This window comes from Bifidobacterium oedipodis, assembly GCF_012932425.1.
Classification (GTDB): Bacteria; Actinomycetota; Actinomycetes; order Actinomycetales; family Bifidobacteriaceae; genus Bifidobacterium; species Bifidobacterium oedipodis.
Map to the genome: position 1 here is coordinate 92,613 of NZ_JAAIII010000006.1, position 16,399 is coordinate 109,011.

General features: G+C 56.3%; 15 protein-coding genes and 2 tRNA genes. 7 read left to right on the plus strand and 10 right to left on the minus strand.

Annotated features, from left to right (window positions below; translation table 11 throughout):
• The first annotated feature begins 209 nt into the window (after positions 1 to 209).
• Positions 210 to 689, plus strand: coding sequence for a Dps family protein (locus tag G1C95_RS09840; protein ID WP_169172775.1), 480 nt, complete (start codon positions 210 to 212; stop codon positions 687 to 689).
• Positions 690 to 783: 94 nt separating this feature from the next.
• Here G1C95_RS09840 and gnd read toward each other — a convergent pair whose 3' ends face one another.
• From gnd to G1C95_RS09855, 3 genes are all read right to left on the minus strand, one after another.
• Positions 784 to 1,701, minus strand: a complete 918-nt coding sequence (gene gnd, locus G1C95_RS09845; protein ID WP_169172776.1) for a phosphogluconate dehydrogenase (NAD(+)-dependent, decarboxylating) — start codon at positions 1,699 to 1,701, stop codon at positions 784 to 786.
• A 19-nt stretch (positions 1,702 to 1,720) separates the two neighbouring features.
• Entirely contained in the window at positions 1,721 to 2,329 is a 609-nt protein-coding gene (locus G1C95_RS09850) for a gluconokinase (protein WP_240947527.1), read from the minus strand.
• A 95-nt stretch (positions 2,330 to 2,424) separates the two neighbouring features.
• Complete coding sequence (locus G1C95_RS09855) at positions 2,425 to 3,855, minus strand: GntP family permease (protein ID WP_169172777.1); 1,431 nt, start codon at positions 3,853 to 3,855, stop codon at positions 2,425 to 2,427.
• A 169-nt stretch (positions 3,856 to 4,024) separates the two neighbouring features.
• Here G1C95_RS09855 and G1C95_RS09860 point away from each other — a divergent pair, with 169 nt between their 5' ends.
• A complete protein-coding gene (locus G1C95_RS09860; protein ID WP_169172778.1) occupies positions 4,025 to 4,756 on the plus strand; it encodes a FadR/GntR family transcriptional regulator in 732 nt (243 codons plus the stop codon).
• Positions 4,757 to 4,894: 138 nt separating this feature from the next.
• On the opposite strand, the gene G1C95_RS09865 is transcribed toward G1C95_RS09860, so the two are convergent.
• Positions 4,895 to 5,491, minus strand: a complete 597-nt coding sequence (locus tag G1C95_RS09865) for a M48 family metallopeptidase (protein ID WP_169172779.1) — start codon at positions 5,489 to 5,491, stop codon at positions 4,895 to 4,897.
• Between the two features lie 476 nt (positions 5,492 to 5,967).
• On the opposite strand from G1C95_RS09865, the gene G1C95_RS09870 reads away from it, so the two are divergent.
• Together G1C95_RS09870 and G1C95_RS09875 are read left to right on the plus strand one after the other, a co-directional pair.
• A tRNA-Ile gene (locus G1C95_RS09870) sits at positions 5,968 to 6,041 on the plus strand.
• A gap of 64 nt (positions 6,042 to 6,105) precedes the next feature.
• Positions 6,106 to 6,178: transfer RNA gene (locus G1C95_RS09875), tRNA-Ala, on the plus strand.
• Between the two features lie 522 nt (positions 6,179 to 6,700).
• Here the strand turns inward: G1C95_RS09875 and mscL are convergent.
• Entirely contained in the window at positions 6,701 to 7,135 is a 435-nt protein-coding gene (gene mscL / locus G1C95_RS09880) for a large conductance mechanosensitive channel protein MscL (protein WP_169172780.1), read from the minus strand.
• Positions 7,136 to 7,167: 32 nt separating this feature from the next.
• Here mscL and G1C95_RS09885 point away from each other — a divergent pair, with 32 nt between their 5' ends.
• Together G1C95_RS09885 and G1C95_RS09890 are read left to right on the plus strand one after the other, a co-directional pair.
• A complete protein-coding gene (locus G1C95_RS09885; protein ID WP_169172781.1) occupies positions 7,168 to 7,359 on the plus strand; it encodes a hypothetical protein in 192 nt (63 codons plus the stop codon).
• Between the two features lie 123 nt (positions 7,360 to 7,482).
• On the plus strand, positions 7,483 to 8,457 hold the full coding sequence (locus tag G1C95_RS09890; protein ID WP_169172782.1) for a DUF5692 family protein: 975 nt from the start codon (positions 7,483 to 7,485) through the stop codon (positions 8,455 to 8,457).
• Positions 8,458 to 8,571: 114 nt separating this feature from the next.
• Here the strand turns inward: G1C95_RS09890 and G1C95_RS09895 are convergent, their stop codons facing one another.
• The 3 genes from G1C95_RS09895 to G1C95_RS09905 all read right to left on the minus strand — a co-directional run bounded on the left by G1C95_RS09895 (position 8,572) and on the right by G1C95_RS09905 (position 13,984).
• Positions 8,572 to 11,616, minus strand: coding sequence for a glycoside hydrolase family 3 N-terminal domain-containing protein (locus G1C95_RS09895; RefSeq protein WP_169172783.1), 3,045 nt, complete (start codon positions 11,614 to 11,616; stop codon positions 8,572 to 8,574).
• 261 nt (positions 11,617 to 11,877) lie between these two features.
• A complete protein-coding gene (locus G1C95_RS09900; protein ID WP_240947528.1) occupies positions 11,878 to 13,278 on the minus strand; it encodes a sensor histidine kinase in 1,401 nt (466 codons plus the stop codon).
• 1 nt (position 13,279) lies between these two features.
• Positions 13,280 to 13,984, minus strand: coding sequence for a LytR/AlgR family response regulator transcription factor (locus G1C95_RS09905; RefSeq protein ID WP_169172784.1), 705 nt, complete (start codon positions 13,982 to 13,984; stop codon positions 13,280 to 13,282).
• A gap of 140 nt (positions 13,985 to 14,124) precedes the next feature.
• Here G1C95_RS09905 and G1C95_RS09910 point away from each other — a divergent pair, with 140 nt between their 5' ends.
• Complete coding sequence (locus G1C95_RS09910; protein WP_169172785.1) at positions 14,125 to 14,316, plus strand: hypothetical protein; 192 nt, start codon at positions 14,125 to 14,127, stop codon at positions 14,314 to 14,316.
• 59 nt (positions 14,317 to 14,375) lie between these two features.
• Here the strand turns inward: G1C95_RS09910 and G1C95_RS09915 are convergent, their stop codons facing one another.
• Together G1C95_RS09915 and G1C95_RS09920 are read right to left on the minus strand one after the other, a co-directional pair.
• On the minus strand, positions 14,376 to 14,798 hold the full coding sequence (locus G1C95_RS09915) for a hypothetical protein (RefSeq protein WP_169172786.1): 423 nt from the start codon (positions 14,796 to 14,798) through the stop codon (positions 14,376 to 14,378).
• A 459-nt stretch (positions 14,799 to 15,257) separates the two neighbouring features.
• Positions 15,258 to 16,316, minus strand: a complete 1,059-nt coding sequence (locus G1C95_RS09920) for a bile acid:sodium symporter family protein (RefSeq protein WP_169172787.1) — start codon at positions 16,314 to 16,316, stop codon at positions 15,258 to 15,260.
• Positions 16,317 to 16,399 lie beyond the last annotated feature (83 nt).

Here is a 16,399-nt window from a genome sequence, read left to right on the forward strand (position 1 = left end):
GCAGAAGTCTTTTTAAAGGTGCTGGAGTCACTTTTCGCGGGATTTCCCACAAGAAGTGCCGCGTAGAGATCTTTTCGGACACGCTAGAGGCACTTTTTGTGGGATTTCCTACAGGAAGTGCCTCAGATAACACTTCTTTTCGGGCCTGTAGCGAACAGATACACCGTAGACTGGGGTGAACATTCCTCACTAGGAAAGGAAGGAACGATATGACACTTGCATTTGTGGTGCCCGGCCTCGACGAAGCTGCCAGCGAGAAGGCCATTGCTATTCTGCAGAACCGTTTGAGCCAGGAGCAGGAGGCTGCACTGGTGCTGAAGCACGCGCACTGGAACGTGACCGGCCCGAACTTCATCGCCGTGCACGAAATGCTCGATCCGGAAGTCGAGTCCGTGCTCGCGCAGGCCGATGAAACCGCCGAGCGCATCGCCACCCTGGGCGGCACGCCCGATGGCCGCGCCGACGCGATCACCCGCAACCGCACCTGGAAGACCTTCGATCTGGAAGGCCGCCAGTCCACTGAGGAGTATCTCAAGGCCCTGATCGAATACTACGATTCCTTCATCGCCGACGACCGCAAGGCCATCGCTGAGCTCGACGATCTGGATCTAGTGAGCTCCAACATCATGCAGGATCACGTGGCACAGCTCGAAAAGTTCCAGTGGTTCATGCGTAGCCATCTGGCGTAAGGCTTGGAGTTCATGAAAGAGGCCGTTCGGATATCGTTCCGAACGGCCTCTTCATGCTTATGTGACGATTGGCGAGATTGAGGAGACAAACCAATCAGTGAGTGGCGATTTCGTCGACTTTGGTGACGTGACCGCCGAACTGGGCACGCAGCGCGGTTACCGTGCGCAGGATATCGTCCGCACCACCGCGTGAAGTCTGACGCTGCCACAGAGCAGCGGCCGTAGCCGGGGTAGGCACACCGAGTTCAAGAGCCGCCTCAACCATCCAGCGGGCTTCACCGGATTCGTTGGCCACGGCAGGCACGTCCTTCAGCTCAGGATCGTCGGCGGTGGCGTTCTCGAACAGATCCAGCAGCCAACTGGCCACGACCGATCCGGAGCGCCAGGAATCCATGGTTTGCGCCGGATTGGTTACGTATTCGCTGCGCATCATCGTGGCGAAGCCTTCGCCGAAAGCCTGCATCATGCCGTATTCGATGCCGTTGTGCACCATTTTGGCAAAGTGGCCACCGCCAACCGGACCGGCATGCACAAGGCCATACTCACCTTCCGGCTTTAGGGTCTCGAAAATCGGCTTCACGGTTTCATACGTGGCATCTTCGCCGCCGATCATCAGCGCATAGCCGCGCTCGGCACCCCACACGCCACCGGAAACACCGCAATCAAGGAAGCCAATACCTTTGTCGGCCAAAGCGGCCGCGTGGATACGGTCATCGGTGTATTTGGAGTTGCCACCGTCGACCACGATGTCTCCGGCTTCCAGCAGCTCGCCGAGCTGGTTCACCGTGGAGTCCGTGGCGGCCCCCGCCGGCACCATCACCCACACGATGCGCGGGGCGGCCAGCGAGGCGACCAACGCCTCCAGCGAATCGACGTCACGCCCTGATTCGGGGTTCATGTCGAATCCGACGATTTCATGGCCGCCTTCGCGCAGGCGCTTGACCATGTTGCCACCCATACGGCCGAGGCCGATCATTCCCATCTGCATAGTTCTTTTTCCTTTCGATTGCATCGCGAAGTTTGGAATTCGTTTACAGTCCCAGCGCCTCGGCCACGGCCGCAGCCTCCTGTTCGGGGCTGCCCTGCCCGATATGCACGTTGACGTGCACTTCGTCGTCGCCGGGCTCTTCGAGAATGTCGAACTGCGATTGCAGCATGTTCGGCTTCATAAAGTGGCCTTGGCGGTGAGACAGACGCTCCATCACCTCGTCGAAGCCGCCCTGCATATAGACGAACACCACTCCTCTGCGACGCAGCTTGTCGCGATACATCTTCTTCAGGGCCGAGCAGGTGACAACGGCCGGTTCACCTGCAGCGATACGCTCGTCAATCCAAGCGGCGATGGTGTCGAGCCATGGCCAGCGATCATCATCGGTCAGAGGGATGCCGGCGGACATCTTATCGATGTTGGCTTGGGGGTGGAAGTCATCGGCTTCGGCGGATTTCATGGCAAAGCGGGCGGCGAGATGTTCGGCGACGGTGGTTTTGCCGCAGCCGCACACACCCATCATCACGATGATCGGGGTGCTGTGCTCGAAATAGTCGCCGGGAATGTTGTTGGCGGTGATGATGGCGGGAGCGGATGCCTCAACGGAAGTCTCGGCAGCAGTTTCAGCGAGCGTTGCACACATTGCAGTCATTTGGATTCTTCTTTCGGATTTGTTCGTCGATAGTGCGGCGGATGGAATAACGGAGCGATGGAGGATAGGTGTGAGTCAGAAGGATTCTATGAGGCTCAGACGAGCGGCACGAAGATGCTGCACACCATCACCAGCGCAAGCACCACAACGGATAGCAGGCATTCGAGCACGGTCCAGGTTTTGAATGTTTCGCCGACTTCGAGTCCGAAGTATTCCTTGATCAGCCAGAAACCGGCATCGTTGACGTGCGAAAGGAAGACCGAACCGGCACCAATGGCGATGACCAGCAGGGCGATGGCGGGGGTGGTCACGCCCATCTGCTCGACGACAGGGCCGAGAATGCCCGCGGTGGTGATGATTGCCACGGTGGCCGAGCCGGTGGCCACACGCACGAAGGCGGCGATCAGCCATGCCAGCAGGAAGATGGAGATGCTGGAGCTTTCCACGAATTTGCCGATGATGTCGCCGATGCCGGTGTCCACCAGCACGCCCTTGTAGCCACCGCCAGCACCGACGATCAGCAGGATGCCGGCAATCGGCGGCAGTGCGGCCTTCAGCGAGTCGTTGACGGTTTTCCAGGTCATATGGGTGGCGCGGCCGAGCACGATCATGGCGAACAGCACGGCGGTGGCCAGTGCGATGGCCGGTTTGCCGAAGAAGGCGAAGACCTGGGCGTACACGGCATCGGAGTTGGCTTGGTCGGGGGCCACGATTTCGAAGATCGCGTTGCCGAGCATCAGGATGGCCGGCACGAGAATGCATAGCACGGACAGCGCGAACGGCGGCTTGGCGGTAATCGGATTGCCGTCGGCATCGAGACGGGTGGCGCTGGCGGTATCAAAGTTGGCGGGAGCGCCGACCGGCACCCACTTGGCGGCGATGGTAGAGAACAGCGGGCCGACGAGCGCGGCGGTGATCACGGCGATGGGCAGGCCGAACATCATGGTCACGCCCACGGAACCATTCTCGAAGCAGGAGAGCGCGGCCAGCGGGCCGGGTTGCGGCGGCATGCAGGCATGCATCACGGACAGGCCGGCCAGCGTGGGGATGGCCACACGCATCAGCGGCAGGCCGGAGCGGCGGGTGATGAGGATAATCACCGGCACGAGGACCACAAGTCCAACCTCGAAAAACATGGGCAGGCCAATCAGCGCACCGATCAGCGCCATAATCCACGGGATGGTTTTCGGGGTGGACTTGGCCAGCAACGTGTCCACAATGCTGTCCGCTGCGCCGGTGTCCATCAGCACACGGCCGAGCATGGCGCCAAGGCCGACAAGGATACCGACGGAGGCCATGGTGGAGCCGAAGGTGTCCGAGAAGCTGGTGACGGTGGCGACCGGCCCATATCCGGAGCCGATGCCGACGACGAGCGCCGAAATCAGCAGCGACACAAAGGGATGCAGCTTAGCTACGGTGACCAGCAGAATCAGCACCACGATGCTGGCAACCACGCTCAACCCCAGCTGGGTGCTGTTGAGCTGCACAGCCGCCGTGGTTGCCTCAGCCATCAGTATTGTATTCATAATCCATCTCTTCTTTGAGTATGTTTATTGAATGATAAAACACATCATTCATGCTCTTTTTGTGTGACGAAATATAATATAGCGCCGGTTTTTGGATTACGCAATATCTTTTACTGCCGGCGTGTTGAATATGTATGCCATATTGAAACCCCTATGAGATACTTGTCTTATGAATCCACAGAGCACCAGCACCAACGACACCTCGCTGCACGACCGCCTGCTCGACGAATGGGGAATGGCCGTAATCCGCGGAGACGTGGCCAAAGGCGAGCGTCTGCCCGAACCCACGATGGACGGCGACGCCGCCCCCTCGCGCACCGTCACCCGCGAAGTCACGCGTGTGCTCGAATCAATGGGGCTGGTCAGCGTGAAAAGGAAGGCCGGCGCCACCGCAAACCCGCCCGCCGACTGGAACGTCTTCGACCCACAGGTAATCCACTGGCGACTGCGCAGCCCGTATCGCATAGCCGCCCTGCACGAGCTCTCCCAACTGCGCGCGGCAGTGGAGCCGACAGCCGCGCGACTAGCCGCCGCCAATGCCACCAGCGAACACTGGGCTACGCTCACCGGTGCCGCCATCGACATGGTCGCCTACTCAAATCATGCCAACGAACAGCCATACTTGGATGCCGATGTGCTGTTTCACCGCACACTGCTGGCCGCCTCCGGCAACCTGATGTTCGCCGCGCTGGGCGACGTGATTGCCTCCACACTCGCCGGGCGCACACAACACGAGCTGATGCCCGCAGTCGCCGATCAAACCGCACTCAGCCTGCATACCGAAGTCGCAGCGCTGATTCGCAAAGGCGACGGCGAAGCGGCGGAGGCGGCAATGAGACAAATCGTCAGCGAATCTGACGAAGCGATCAGCCGCATCGGAGGGGCGTCAGTAAACGGCTAATAAGTCGTCAACAATCTGCAGCTAGCGTTTATTTCTGCGATGCCATCGCCTACAGATCCCACTACGGTGACGTTATCTACGGGGCCACCGCTCTACGGCACGGTTCCTTATAGCTCGCTGAACGTATAGCTCGTCGCCCTACAACACCACGCAACGGTTGAGCTCGCGGCGCAACTGCTTCCAATTCGGCAGATATGTAGACATACGCCGCTGGAAACCGGGGCCATGCCCACGTTCCCACAGATGCGTCATTTCATGCACCAGCACATATTCCAGCAACTGCGGGGACATCAGTCCCAACTGCAGATTCAGCCGGATGCGACCGGTTTTCGGAGTGCAGGAGCCCCAGCGCGTAGTCATCACCCGCAAAGTGATACGCGTCGGCGCGCGACCGATAATCGGCTGCCATTTGCGCAGTAATTCAGGCAGCTGAGCGTTGATATTCGCAGCCGCACGGTTGCGTGCGGCATCGGTCCAGACGAATGTGGTGTTTGGTGTTTGTTCATCGGCGTTTTCTGACGGCGCTGGCGTATCGGAGTGCTCGCGCGCCTGCCGCATGCGCTGCCGATTGCGATCAATCCAGGCACGACGCCCGCGCACGAATTCGATAATCGTTGCATCCGAAGTGCGGCGCGGTGCGGAAATCACCACTTCGCCATTCGGCGGCTTGATACGCAGATACATGTTTTTGATGGGCTTACGGGTCACGGTTACGGTCAGTCCATCAATCAGCATGCGTGTATTGTGCCGCGAGGGGTTGTCTTTGGGTGGGGCGCACGCTGTGCGGGGGGTAGATGATGGTTATTCGGCCATCTGCAGCGAATGGGAATTTTCATTGACGTTTGTTTAGTGGATTTGTGAGCAGCTGAGGTTAGTAGCAATGGGACACCAACAGCACAGATGTCTGATGGGCATTCATTTGTCGCGCGATGGTTTGTGGGTGGGTAGGTTTTGTCATAAGGATGGCTCCGCCGGCACGGAAGCCCACAGGGCTTCCTCTTCGGCCGGCTCGCGTCGCGCGGTTTGCGGGTGGTCCAGTTGGGTTATAAGGATGGCTCCGCTGGGCGAAAGCCCACTGGGCTTTCGCTATTCCAGCTCGCGTCGCGCGCTTGTGATTTTCCGAAGGAAAATCGGCGCGCGACACGCCGTTTGACATATATTGGTTGGGTGCTATCATAGTCACTTGTGCGCTTTTGAAAAGCACACGGATCGGGCCCGTAGCTCAGGTGGTTAGAGCGCATCCCTGATAAGGATGAGGTCGGAGGTTCAAGTCCTCCCGGGCCCACAGGAAAAATTCAGCGGCTCGTCAGCCGCTCTTTTTTTCTCAGCGGTGCCACGGCACAGCGAACGGGGCTATAGCGCAGCTGGTAGCGCATCTGCTTTGCAAGCAGAGGGTCGCCGGTTCGAACCCGGCTAGCTCCACAATCGGCCTTTGGATTCTAAATCCCAAAGGCCTTTTTCGTTGCTGTTTCTGTTTGGCTCCAAGGCTTTCCATAATAGGTCAGGATACGGCAGCGTTAAGTTACACATTAAGTCACACGATCTGTTCGCCCATCCGACAACACCTACGGAGGCCGAAATAGTGGCATATATCGGCTTCCGTAGGTGCATGGAGACACGATCCTTCAGTAATAGCACCTAGAAAACCGCAGAATATCAACGATTTGACATTGTCCGCTACTTCATTATTCAAGGACAAACACCTACGGACGGCATAATAGACATCAAAACCGGCTTCCGTAGGTGCCAGTCAAAACAATGTATCTCATCAACAGTAACGAAAACCTTGGAATATCAACGATTTCAAACCATCATCTACAGCATTCTCGGCAGCCAGGCACCTACGAAGGCCAATATGCACCGCTATTCCGACTTCCGTAGGTGTTACAGGACAGTTTGTGCAATCAGAATGATTCAGTGTCTGATTCCCGACACTCTTCAATCTTACTGTTTTTCCGCGGCGAGCTGGTCGCGGATCTGCTCGAGCAGGATCACGGTCTGTTCTTCGGGACTTAAGGTCTTCTGCTGTTCTTCGGCGGCATCGTCGTCACCGGACGCCTTCTTGGAGGCGAGCAGCGCGGCAGACATATCGCGAATCTTATTGATCGGCACCAGCACGAAGAAATACACAGCCACCGCGATGATGAGGAAGTTCAGCATCGCGCCAAGCACGGCACCGAACGAAATGGTGGCGTTGTTAAAGGTGAACGCCAGCAGGCCATCCATATTGGGCTTACCGAAGATCATGGCAATCAGCGGGTTGATCAGGTTGTTGACGATGGAGTTGACCACGGTGGTCACCGCACCGCCCATAACCACGCCAACGGCCATATCAATCATGTTGCCGCGGGCGATGAACTTCTTAAAACCATCAATCATGATTCCTCCTTCGCTTGCAACAAGCTGGCGCAATGCATACCGCCAAGCAGTCGCACGTCAACCAAGTACATGAACAGGGTATCGGTAATACCTTTTCCTTACCAACCGCCCATCAACCGTCCTTCAACCGTCCTTCAAACACCTACCAACCCAGCCACCAGTCAGCCATCAGCCTGCTGCAATTCCACAACGCCGCCAGCGACCACACATACTTTTTGACATAGCGTCAACTCAGACATATACTGCTGTCCGTTAGTGATTGACGGATTGTCAAACTTGTTTGACGCACGACGAATCCGCCGATACGCCCGACGAGGGGCGAACGAGATTGAAGAAAGGCCAACGTCATGTTGTTCCAGGTCTACGGCGACAATGCCGTGTTCCAATGGATCGGATGGATCCTAGTATTTTGCTGCCTAATTGGCGCCAACGAACTGGCCCGCCGCACCAAAACCGGCGGTATCGTTGCCTTCGTGGTGATTCCGGCGATTCTCACCGTCTACTTCGTCACTATCTATGTGGCCGCCGCAGCCGGCGCTGACTGGGCACTGAACAATCCAACCTATGTGCATATGACCAGCTGGTTCCATTACGCCAAGCTCTATGCGGCCACCGCCGGCTGCATCGGCTTCATGGCGCTGAAATACCGCTGGGGCAGCATCGGCAAATCCGAATGGTTCAAATGCTTCCCCTTCGTGATCGTGGCCATCAACATCCTGATCGCTGTCGTCTCCGACTTCGAATCCGCCGTCCGCGCGTGGGGCACCACCTGGGTTTCCACCGAAGGCGTGACCCTGATGGGCGGCTGGCACAACGTGTTCAACGGCGTGGCCGGCCTGATCAACATCGCCTGCATGACCGGCTGGTTCGGCATCTACGTGAGCAAGAAGAAGCAGGACATGCTCTGGCCCGACATGACCTGGGTGTTCATCGTCGCCTACGATCTGTGGAACTTCTGCTACACCTACAACTGCCTGCCCACGCACGCCTGGTACTGCGGTCTGGCGCTGCTGCTCGCCCCCACTGTGGCGAACGCGCTGTGGAACAAGGGCGGTTGGATTCAGAACCGCGCCAACACACTCGCCCTGTGGTGCATGTTTGCGCAGGTGTTCCCGATGTTCCAGGATTATTCCGTGTTCTCCACCCAGTCCGTGAACAACGCGAATGTGAACCTCGCGGTCTCGATCGTCGCGCTACTCGCCAACATCGCCGCGCTCACCTACATTTTGGTGCGCGCCAAGAAGCAGGGCGTCAACCCCTGGCTCAAGGAAGTCTTCAAGGGCACCCGCGACTACGAGCAGGCCATGGCCCGCTCCGAGTAGTTGCGTTTGATTGCGGCGGACCGCCGTAAGACAAAGAATGGGGGACGCCGCCAAGGCATCCCCCATTCCATTATGCAATGCGAGAGATATCTAGATTAGATGGAGGACACCTCCTTACTCGGTTGCCCGGCTCGAATCGTCTGCCCCATCCGCGGCAGCATCGCCCGCCCTGGATGAAACCACGACCAAATTCACCTTGCGCGCCTTGCGAATCTTATGGTCTCGAACCAGACCCCAGATCGGCAATGCAAACAATAGCAGTGCTATGACATCCACAACTGCCAGCAGTTTGCGCCAACCGAATCCGTCGCGGGTCTGGAAAACGGGACGCTCCATCGCCGTATCACCAGTTGCTTCAACATAATCCCGGTTCATGGCACGCACATGCAACGTCATATACAGCGTTTCCTTAGCGGCTCGACGCAGGTCAGCGGTTTGTGTCGATGAAGATCCACCCTGCAGCGAACCTCCGAACAGACCGCTCATCCACAAGCTGCCGCCTGCAGCCAAGGCTTGGTCACCGTTCATGAACTCGTGATGGTCGGAATAGTCGGTGATCACCGCACCGTCAAAGCCCCACTCGTCACGCAGCACGCCCGTCAGCAATGCCTCGCTGCCGCCGGTCCACACCGCGCCGATACGGCCGTAGGCGCTCATCAGACCCACCGCGTTATAGTCCTCGACGATGGTGCGGAAGGGATTCAGGTACACCTCTCGCAGCGCCTGCTCGGTCATCCAGGTATACACCGAATCACGGTAGATGCCGGCTTCGCCGTCGTTGCACACGAAATGCTTGACGTAGGTGTAGACCCCGGCTTCGCCGGCACCCTGAACCACACGTCCGCATAACTGTCCGGAGAGCATCGCATCCTCGGAGTAATACTCGTAGTTACGTCCGTTCAGCGGGCTGCGGTGCATGTTCACCGCGGGCGCATACCAGCCGCTGTAACCGTTCACCAACGCCTGGCGCCCCATGATGCGCCCCACTTCCTGCGCGAGTTCGGTGTTCCAGGTCTGTGCCATCGTGCTCGAACTCGGGAAGCCGGTGCCGGCACCCATACCGGTCATGCTACCGATCTGCGCGGGACCGTCGGCATCCTTGCCCTGCGATTTGCCCACGCTCTTTAATGGCGCAGTATTACCATAGGCCCGCACGAACATGTTCTTCATCTCCGAAACGGTCAGTTGATCCAGCAAGGCATCCCACTGCTCATCATCGGCATCTTCGCCGAGTTGATATCCCAACTCGGTAATTTCACCGTTCTCTTCGACGAGCAGACCATTGTTCGCCCCAGTGGTCACATCCTGAACGTCTCCATCGCCGCCATTCTGAGACGCATCGTAGAGATTCGTCTCGCGCAGCGAATCGTCCATTACGCGGGTGTCGACGTTATCGGCGGGGAAGGTGCCGGCGAAATCGGCACGCGTCATATAGACGATGTTTTGTCCGGAATCGTCGCCGTCGATGGAAACGCCGTCAATCGCGTCGTCGCCGGTGAACTTGTTGCCCACTGCGTTGCCGGTCGAGGAATCCGTGGCATATTGCACGTTCTCTTTCAAGGTTATCGTCATCGTCGCGTCGGCCGCGGAAGACACGGTGTGCGCGTCGCGACGCAAGGTCAACGCGTAATCGCCTTCGTCAAGTTCGTATCCGGAGAATCCGTTCCGATTGGCGTCGGAGAAATCATAGCAGGCCATATCCTCCGCTTCGAGGGTCAACGTCACCTCCTGGCTCTCACCTGGGGCAAGCTGCTTGGTTTTGGCGAACGCCGCCAGATTCAATGCGCTTTTCTCGATGCCGCCTGCGGTATACGGCGCAGAATAATACAGTTCGACGATATCCTTGCCTGCCACGTCACCGGTATTCGTCACACGAACCGTCGCGCTCAACTCATCATCGCCGTCAAACGTTCCTGACAGAGGCTGCGTGACCTCCCAATCAAACGTCGTGTAGCTCAGGCCGTAGCCGAAAGGATACTGCACCACAGCGTCGTAGCCGGAGCCATACTCATTCGCCACATCGTTCCAGTAACCCTCCGCATCAGCGGTTTCGTACCACTTGTAGCCCACGTAGATACCTTCTGCATAATCTACATAGGGCACCCGATCGAATGTCGCAGGCTCTCCCAGATTGCCATTGGACGTGCCAATAGGATACAGCCCATCGGCATTGTCATACGAACCGGTACCTTCAAGACCGGCATTCGCCCAGCTGGCGGCAGTCGCCATGTCATATGCCCAAGTGTCAGCGGTGCGCCCGCTCGGCGATACTTCACCCCACAACAGTTCCGGAATGGCAGATGCCGCGTTCTGACCGGACATTCCCACATGCAAGCAGGCATCCACACCAGGAATAGTCTCAATTTGTCCGATGGCCATCACATTACCGGTATTGAGTACCACGACAACATGATCGTAATGCTCTCCCACATAGGTGAGCAACTCTTCTTCCTCGGTGGACAGCTGCAGACTGGTGCGCGTCTCATCCACGACAATGTCACTCCCCTGCGCAACACGCTTGTACTGTTGGCGCGGCATATCGTTGCTTTCGCCGGCGAAGCGTCCAATCACCACTAATGCAGTGTCAGAGAAGGACTGTGCATCATCAAGCAGCTTCTGAGAATAATAGCGAGTATCGCTGATGCTGGGCTCATACAAACGGGCGGATTGCTCCGGACGGCTTCCCAGCGTTTTGGTGTATTCTCGACCGTCTTGGAACTGCCTGTACATGTCGGTAAGCGCGGTATTGGTGGCGATGCCGTAGTCATGTAATGCGTCAATGAGATCCGTCTCCACACCGGTGATGGTGCCAGAACCTGAGCCGCCGCCAATCCATGCGGACGAAGCCCAACCGAATACATTCACCTGCGTGATGTCCGCAGACAACGGCAAAGCGCTATTCTCGTTGCGTAGCAGCGTGGCGCCTTCCGACTCCACTTGCTTGGCTAGCAGTTCGGCTTTGTCAGTAATTTCCTGACGCTGCTCAGCCGTCACCTGTGGCGATGCGGCTCCGACGAATCCATCGATGATGGTGCCCATGGAGAACGCTAACGCATTCACCCCCGCCACCACAATAACCAACAATGTGGCAAAGAATAATTCGATACTGTGGCGAATCGAATGAGGTTTGCGTACCTTCTTCTTTTTCGCAGCGTTCATGATGCTCCTTTACACGAAACAACTGATTATCAGGCATACCGCTCGTCAAAGAACCCGTATGCCGCCTTGCACAAGGCTTGTGCTTCCATTGTGCGAATCGTTATACAGCAATTCGAAGGTTTTCGGACAACCTGTAGGTTTCGTGCTATGGATGACATCTGCACTCGCCCATGTGACCGATGCGCAGAGCCAATCACGCTGAAACACAGAGGATAAAGATGCTTTTTATTCAGGACTTATTCAAGACATTCAGCTCGGTAATCAGCTAAGCGGAAGCAGCACATCCACAGCAAAGACGCCGCCTTCGGCGCTCACCGTAAGCACACCTTTATATTGCTTGGCGATCATACGCATTGATCGTAAACCGAACCCATGGTATTGGCGATCACTTTTGGTGGTACGCGGCAATCCATCATCAAATGTCAACTCGGCATCATACGGATTCTCGATATGAATGCGAACCATGCCCATATGTTCGCGTACGTTCAATTCAACGTATCGACGCTCAGATTCTTTGATGAATTGCACGGCCTCTATAGCGTTGTCGATGGCATTGCCAAAAAGCGCGTAAATATCGGCCGGCTTCATCGCGACCAATTGCGAACCATCCACCATCCGCTCAAACCTGATGCCCTTTTGCTCGCATAATAGGGACTTATTCGCCAGTACCACATCCAGCGCCTCATTACCAGTGCGAATCGATGCGTCGTAAATGTCAACAAGATGGTTGAGTTCAGCAATCTCATCCTGGGAAATTCTTCCGCTCAGCAACGTAAGCTGTTTCTTCAAATCATGCGTTTTTATATTGATGAGATCAATGGTCTCCTTATCACTGGCCAGTTGCGCTTGCTGCTGGCTCAGCAATCCGCGTAACACCGCACCATCGCGTTCAGCGGATTCACGCCCCGCTATCACTGCCAACAGCGCAAGAACAAATGCACAAGTCACCAATCTCGTCAACATCATCAATACGGAAACAGCATGTGGCAACAACGGAAACGTGCTCAGCAGGCATGCGAATACATTGACGCACAACATCAATCCAGCGAACAGCAGCAGCACTCCATGTCCGGTCAAACCCTCAGGTATTACAGCCAAAGGTCTCACGAACATCCAATAGCCGGCCATCTCGCAAACCACAGACAAAAGAAACAGCACCAGTGCTCCTTGCCACTGATCGACATCACCCCACTCTCCCGGCATCATGTCAACGATGATTTGCGAAGCGCAGTGCACAAAATGCTGCATCGCCACTGCAGCGGCAGTATAGAACAATGCCGTTGAAGTCTTAATCCTGAAACAAAAATGAATCGCTGCATAACACAACGCATAAAGCATCATGAACCGCAATATGGTCGGCACAGCGTAGAGACATCGCTGAAGCACCGGCATATGCTGCATCACGCTCGTTAACAGTTCAGGAGACTCTCTATACAAACGTACATACGTAGGAAAACGAACCGTCACATACGTCAGAACCGCCGCTGCCACACAAACAATCACCGATAGCATCACACGTGCCACAAAAAGAGGACGACGGTTCCGCCTCCACACAAACAATCCGGCGCATACCAGCAGCTCAACGATAAAACTGGTAAACAGCGGCAACACAATGGCAGATCCCACGTGAGACAATCCCTCCAACAACTCGCTACTCATCATCTCACCGCGCAATTTTCGCCAAAGCAGCCAAAAAATCCATGCGGAATGAACGGCCAATCGGTAATTCGACATCATTCGACAAGATGACGGATGCACCTGCGACCGAAGCGATATGACGGTGATTCACCACATAAGAATTGGCACATCTCGCAAAGCCACGTTCCCCGAGGCTTGCCTCCACGGATTTCATACTGCCGGCTGCAGTGTACGTGCATGACGCAGTGTGATAAACGAGATTGCGTCCCCTTACTTCGACATACATGATGTCTCGCAACGGTAAACGTTGAATATTACCGCGTTGGGTAATGAGAATTGATTCTGCGTCACGGTTGCGCAGCTGGATGGCCCGAGTGATTTTACGTTCCACATCAGCTTCGGAGAACGGCTTGAGGATGTAGCTCAACGCATCCACCTCGTAGCCCTGCATTGCGAACTGAGCCATATTGGTCACAAAAATCAGCACGGCATCACGGTCGATTTCACGGAAACGATGCGCGCCCTCCATGCCATCCATGTTCGGCATCTCGATATCCATGAACACGATGTCCCACTCATCGGGAGTCAATGTTTTCAGGAATCCGACCGGATCCTCGAACGCCACGATGTCGAAGGCGATGCCCTCATGAACGTCCGAGTAACGACGCAGACAGGCGATCAGCTTGTCGGCGGCATCATCCTCATCCTCGACCACAGCGACCCTGAACATCTTCGCCTCCGCTTCATCGCATACATCGTTCTCTCACACTCCACGATACCGTGTTGGTGCCAAGTGGATACTACGATGTGTTCATCATTCACTGCGCAATATCGATTCGTATATGGCGGAAATCTAAGGAGCTGATTTCAATGACTGATGATCCGAACGTGCATGTGTTCGATTTTGAAAGTGAAGGACAGAAAATCGAGCGCGGCGAATACGACTTCAGCGGCGGAGTTGGCACTGTCTTCCTGGACCGTTGGCCCAAAGACAAGATGACACCGGAGATCATGGCGTTTCTGAAAAAACAAGAAGCCGCCGGCAAGATTCGTTTCGCATAAGACTTTCGCTTGCCTTGCTCCCCTGAGGGAACAGTTATCAAGGCACTAGTATCCGTAGCTCATGGCATGTGATGATAAGTGTTTCCGCCATGGCTGGTGCGGGCGATAATGCGCGCCGCATCCGCCTGCCTGTGCGGGTTATGCCACAACTCCTGACTGTCACGCTCGGAAAGCGGCAGATGATGCCTCTCCAACGCGGCGCGATAGCCAGCTTCCCACGACTCACTACGTGAACTGGCCTTATGATCCCCTAAGGAAAGATCCATATCGAACTTGGTGTATGCGATGCCATGCACGCTTAGCGCATGCTGGTAGCCGTCCTCCCACGCCTGCCTGATCTCCTTCCGATCCTTAACCAGCCGAATCGGAATGGCGATCACAAAAGCCACGAAACCCAGCAACACTACGACAAACGCAATCGTGATAAAAGGATCGAAAAAAGACGCCGTTGCAAACGGGTCCAGCGAATCATCAAACATCATCGTCTCCCTTCCCGCGCGAAACCTTCCTTGGTTCCGTATACAGCCATTATCGCACCAATCGGGATCCAACTATCTCTTATCTTCATCATATTGGCTGTTCGATCGACCTATCTGCGTTACGGGTAGTGGAAATTGAGACTTGCGGAGGTCGATCTGCGTTACGGGTAGTGCGTCTTTGGCTTTAACTCGACTATGACCGTTGAAATATCAAGCCGGATACACGGCATACGTCCCATTGGGCACTACCAGTAACGCAGATCGACCTCCGCGACACCATAAATCCACTACCCGTAACGCAGATAGACTGTCCATCAACGTTCATTGCTCAATCACGAACCTATGACCGCATCTCGGCAGCCTCAAACCATAGACGAAACGGGCCATGCCGCATATGACGACATGACCCGTTTATACGATGACTATTGGATTGACGCGATTGCGCCGCAATCATTCAGACAATCACTCGGCCTTTGCAGCAGCCGGCTCCTTGGCCTCGGCAGCGGCACCGGCGGTCAGGGCAGAGCCCTTCTCGCCATTGTCGGAATCCGGGTGAATGTTGTGGCGGTCATCATGGTTGCGCCACCAGCTCGAAAGCACCGAGCCGGAGATGTTGTGCCACACCGAGAAGAAGGTGCTCGGTACGGCCACGATCGGATCGGCGGCGAAGGAGGTCAAGGCCAGCGTGGCGCCCAGAGCGGAGTCCTGCATGCCCACCTCGAAGGTGATGGCCTTCTGCTGCGCGTAGCGGAAGCCCTTCGGATACACCTTGTACATAAGCTTGGAGAAGCCGAAGCCCAGACCGTAGCCGCACAGGTTGTGCAGAATCACCACGGGGATGGCCATCAGCGAGGCAGCCTGGAACAGCTTGGGGCCGTTGGCGGCCACAACCACACCGATGATGAGCAGAATGGCGACCTGGGAGACGATCGGAAGCACCGGGGTAACCTTGCTGATGCGCTTTTGACCGAAGATGGTGTGGCAGATCACGCCGAGCGCCACAGGGATAAGCACGATCTTCACGGCGTTGAGGAACAGCGACTGCCACGGGATGGCCACGTAGCGGGAAGCCAGCAGCTGCATCAGCAGCGGGATCATGAATGGCGCGCACACGGTGGACAGGATGCCGATGGACACATCCAGCGCCACGTCGCCGCGCGACAGGAAGCTCATCACGTTGGACGAGGTGCCGGAGGGGCAGCAGCCCACAAGAATCACACCAACGGCCAGCATGCCGTCAAGATGGAAAATAGCGCACAGGGCCACGGCGACCAACGGCATGATGATGAAGTGCGCGACCGTGCCGACGATCACCATCAGCGGCTGGGTCAGGATGCGCTTGAAATCGTCCAGCGACAGGGTCAGACCCATGCCGAACAGCACGATGCTCAGCAGATAGTTGGTGTAGGACTTTGCCCAGATGCTGGTGGCAGGCACGAAATAGTTGAACACAGCCCAGACAACGACGAACAGCGTGAACCATTTGGTCAGCCACGCGCTGAATGCTTTGACTTTTTCCATGATGACTTCCTCTCTTTAAGCCAAACGCCGTTGAAGCTAGTCTTTTGTCCCATCTCGTGGGCAGCGTTGTTCACATATTGACC

Bases quoted from the DNA above. Each gene is read 5' to 3' on its own strand.
- G1C95_RS09840 (WP_169172775.1), top strand. From the start codon at position 210: ATGACACTTGCATTTGTGGTGCCCGGCCTCGACGAAGCTGCCAGCGAG.
- gnd (WP_169172776.1), bottom strand. From the start codon at position 1,701: ATGCAATCGAAAGGAAAAAGAACTATGCAGATGGGAATGATCGGCCTC.
- G1C95_RS09850 (WP_240947527.1), bottom strand. From the start codon at position 2,329: ATGACTGCAATGTGTGCAACGCTCGCTGAAACTGCTGCCGAGACTTCC.
- G1C95_RS09855 (WP_169172777.1), bottom strand. From the start codon at position 3,855: ATGAATACAATACTGATGGCTGAGGCAACCACGGCGGCTGTGCAGCTC.
- G1C95_RS09860 (WP_169172778.1), top strand. From the start codon at position 4,025: ATGAATCCACAGAGCACCAGCACCAACGACACCTCGCTGCACGACCGC.
- G1C95_RS09865 (WP_169172779.1), bottom strand. From the start codon at position 5,491: ATGCTGATTGATGGACTGACCGTAACCGTGACCCGTAAGCCCATCAAA.
- mscL (WP_169172780.1), bottom strand. From the start codon at position 7,135: ATGATTGATGGTTTTAAGAAGTTCATCGCCCGCGGCAACATGATTGAT.
- G1C95_RS09885 (WP_169172781.1), top strand. From the start codon at position 7,168: ATGCATACCGCCAAGCAGTCGCACGTCAACCAAGTACATGAACAGGGT.
- G1C95_RS09890 (WP_169172782.1), top strand. From the start codon at position 7,483: ATGTTGTTCCAGGTCTACGGCGACAATGCCGTGTTCCAATGGATCGGA.
- G1C95_RS09895 (WP_169172783.1), bottom strand. From the start codon at position 11,616: ATGAACGCTGCGAAAAAGAAGAAGGTACGCAAACCTCATTCGATTCGC.
- G1C95_RS09900 (WP_240947528.1), bottom strand. From the start codon at position 13,278: ATGATGAGTAGCGAGTTGTTGGAGGGATTGTCTCACGTGGGATCTGCC.
- G1C95_RS09905 (WP_169172784.1), bottom strand. From the start codon at position 13,984: ATGTTCAGGGTCGCTGTGGTCGAGGATGAGGATGATGCCGCCGACAAG.
- G1C95_RS09910 (WP_169172785.1), top strand. From the start codon at position 14,125: ATGACTGATGATCCGAACGTGCATGTGTTCGATTTTGAAAGTGAAGGA.
- G1C95_RS09915 (WP_169172786.1), bottom strand. From the start codon at position 14,798: ATGATGTTTGATGATTCGCTGGACCCGTTTGCAACGGCGTCTTTTTTC.
- G1C95_RS09920 (WP_169172787.1), bottom strand. From the start codon at position 16,316: ATGGAAAAAGTCAAAGCATTCAGCGCGTGGCTGACCAAATGGTTCACG.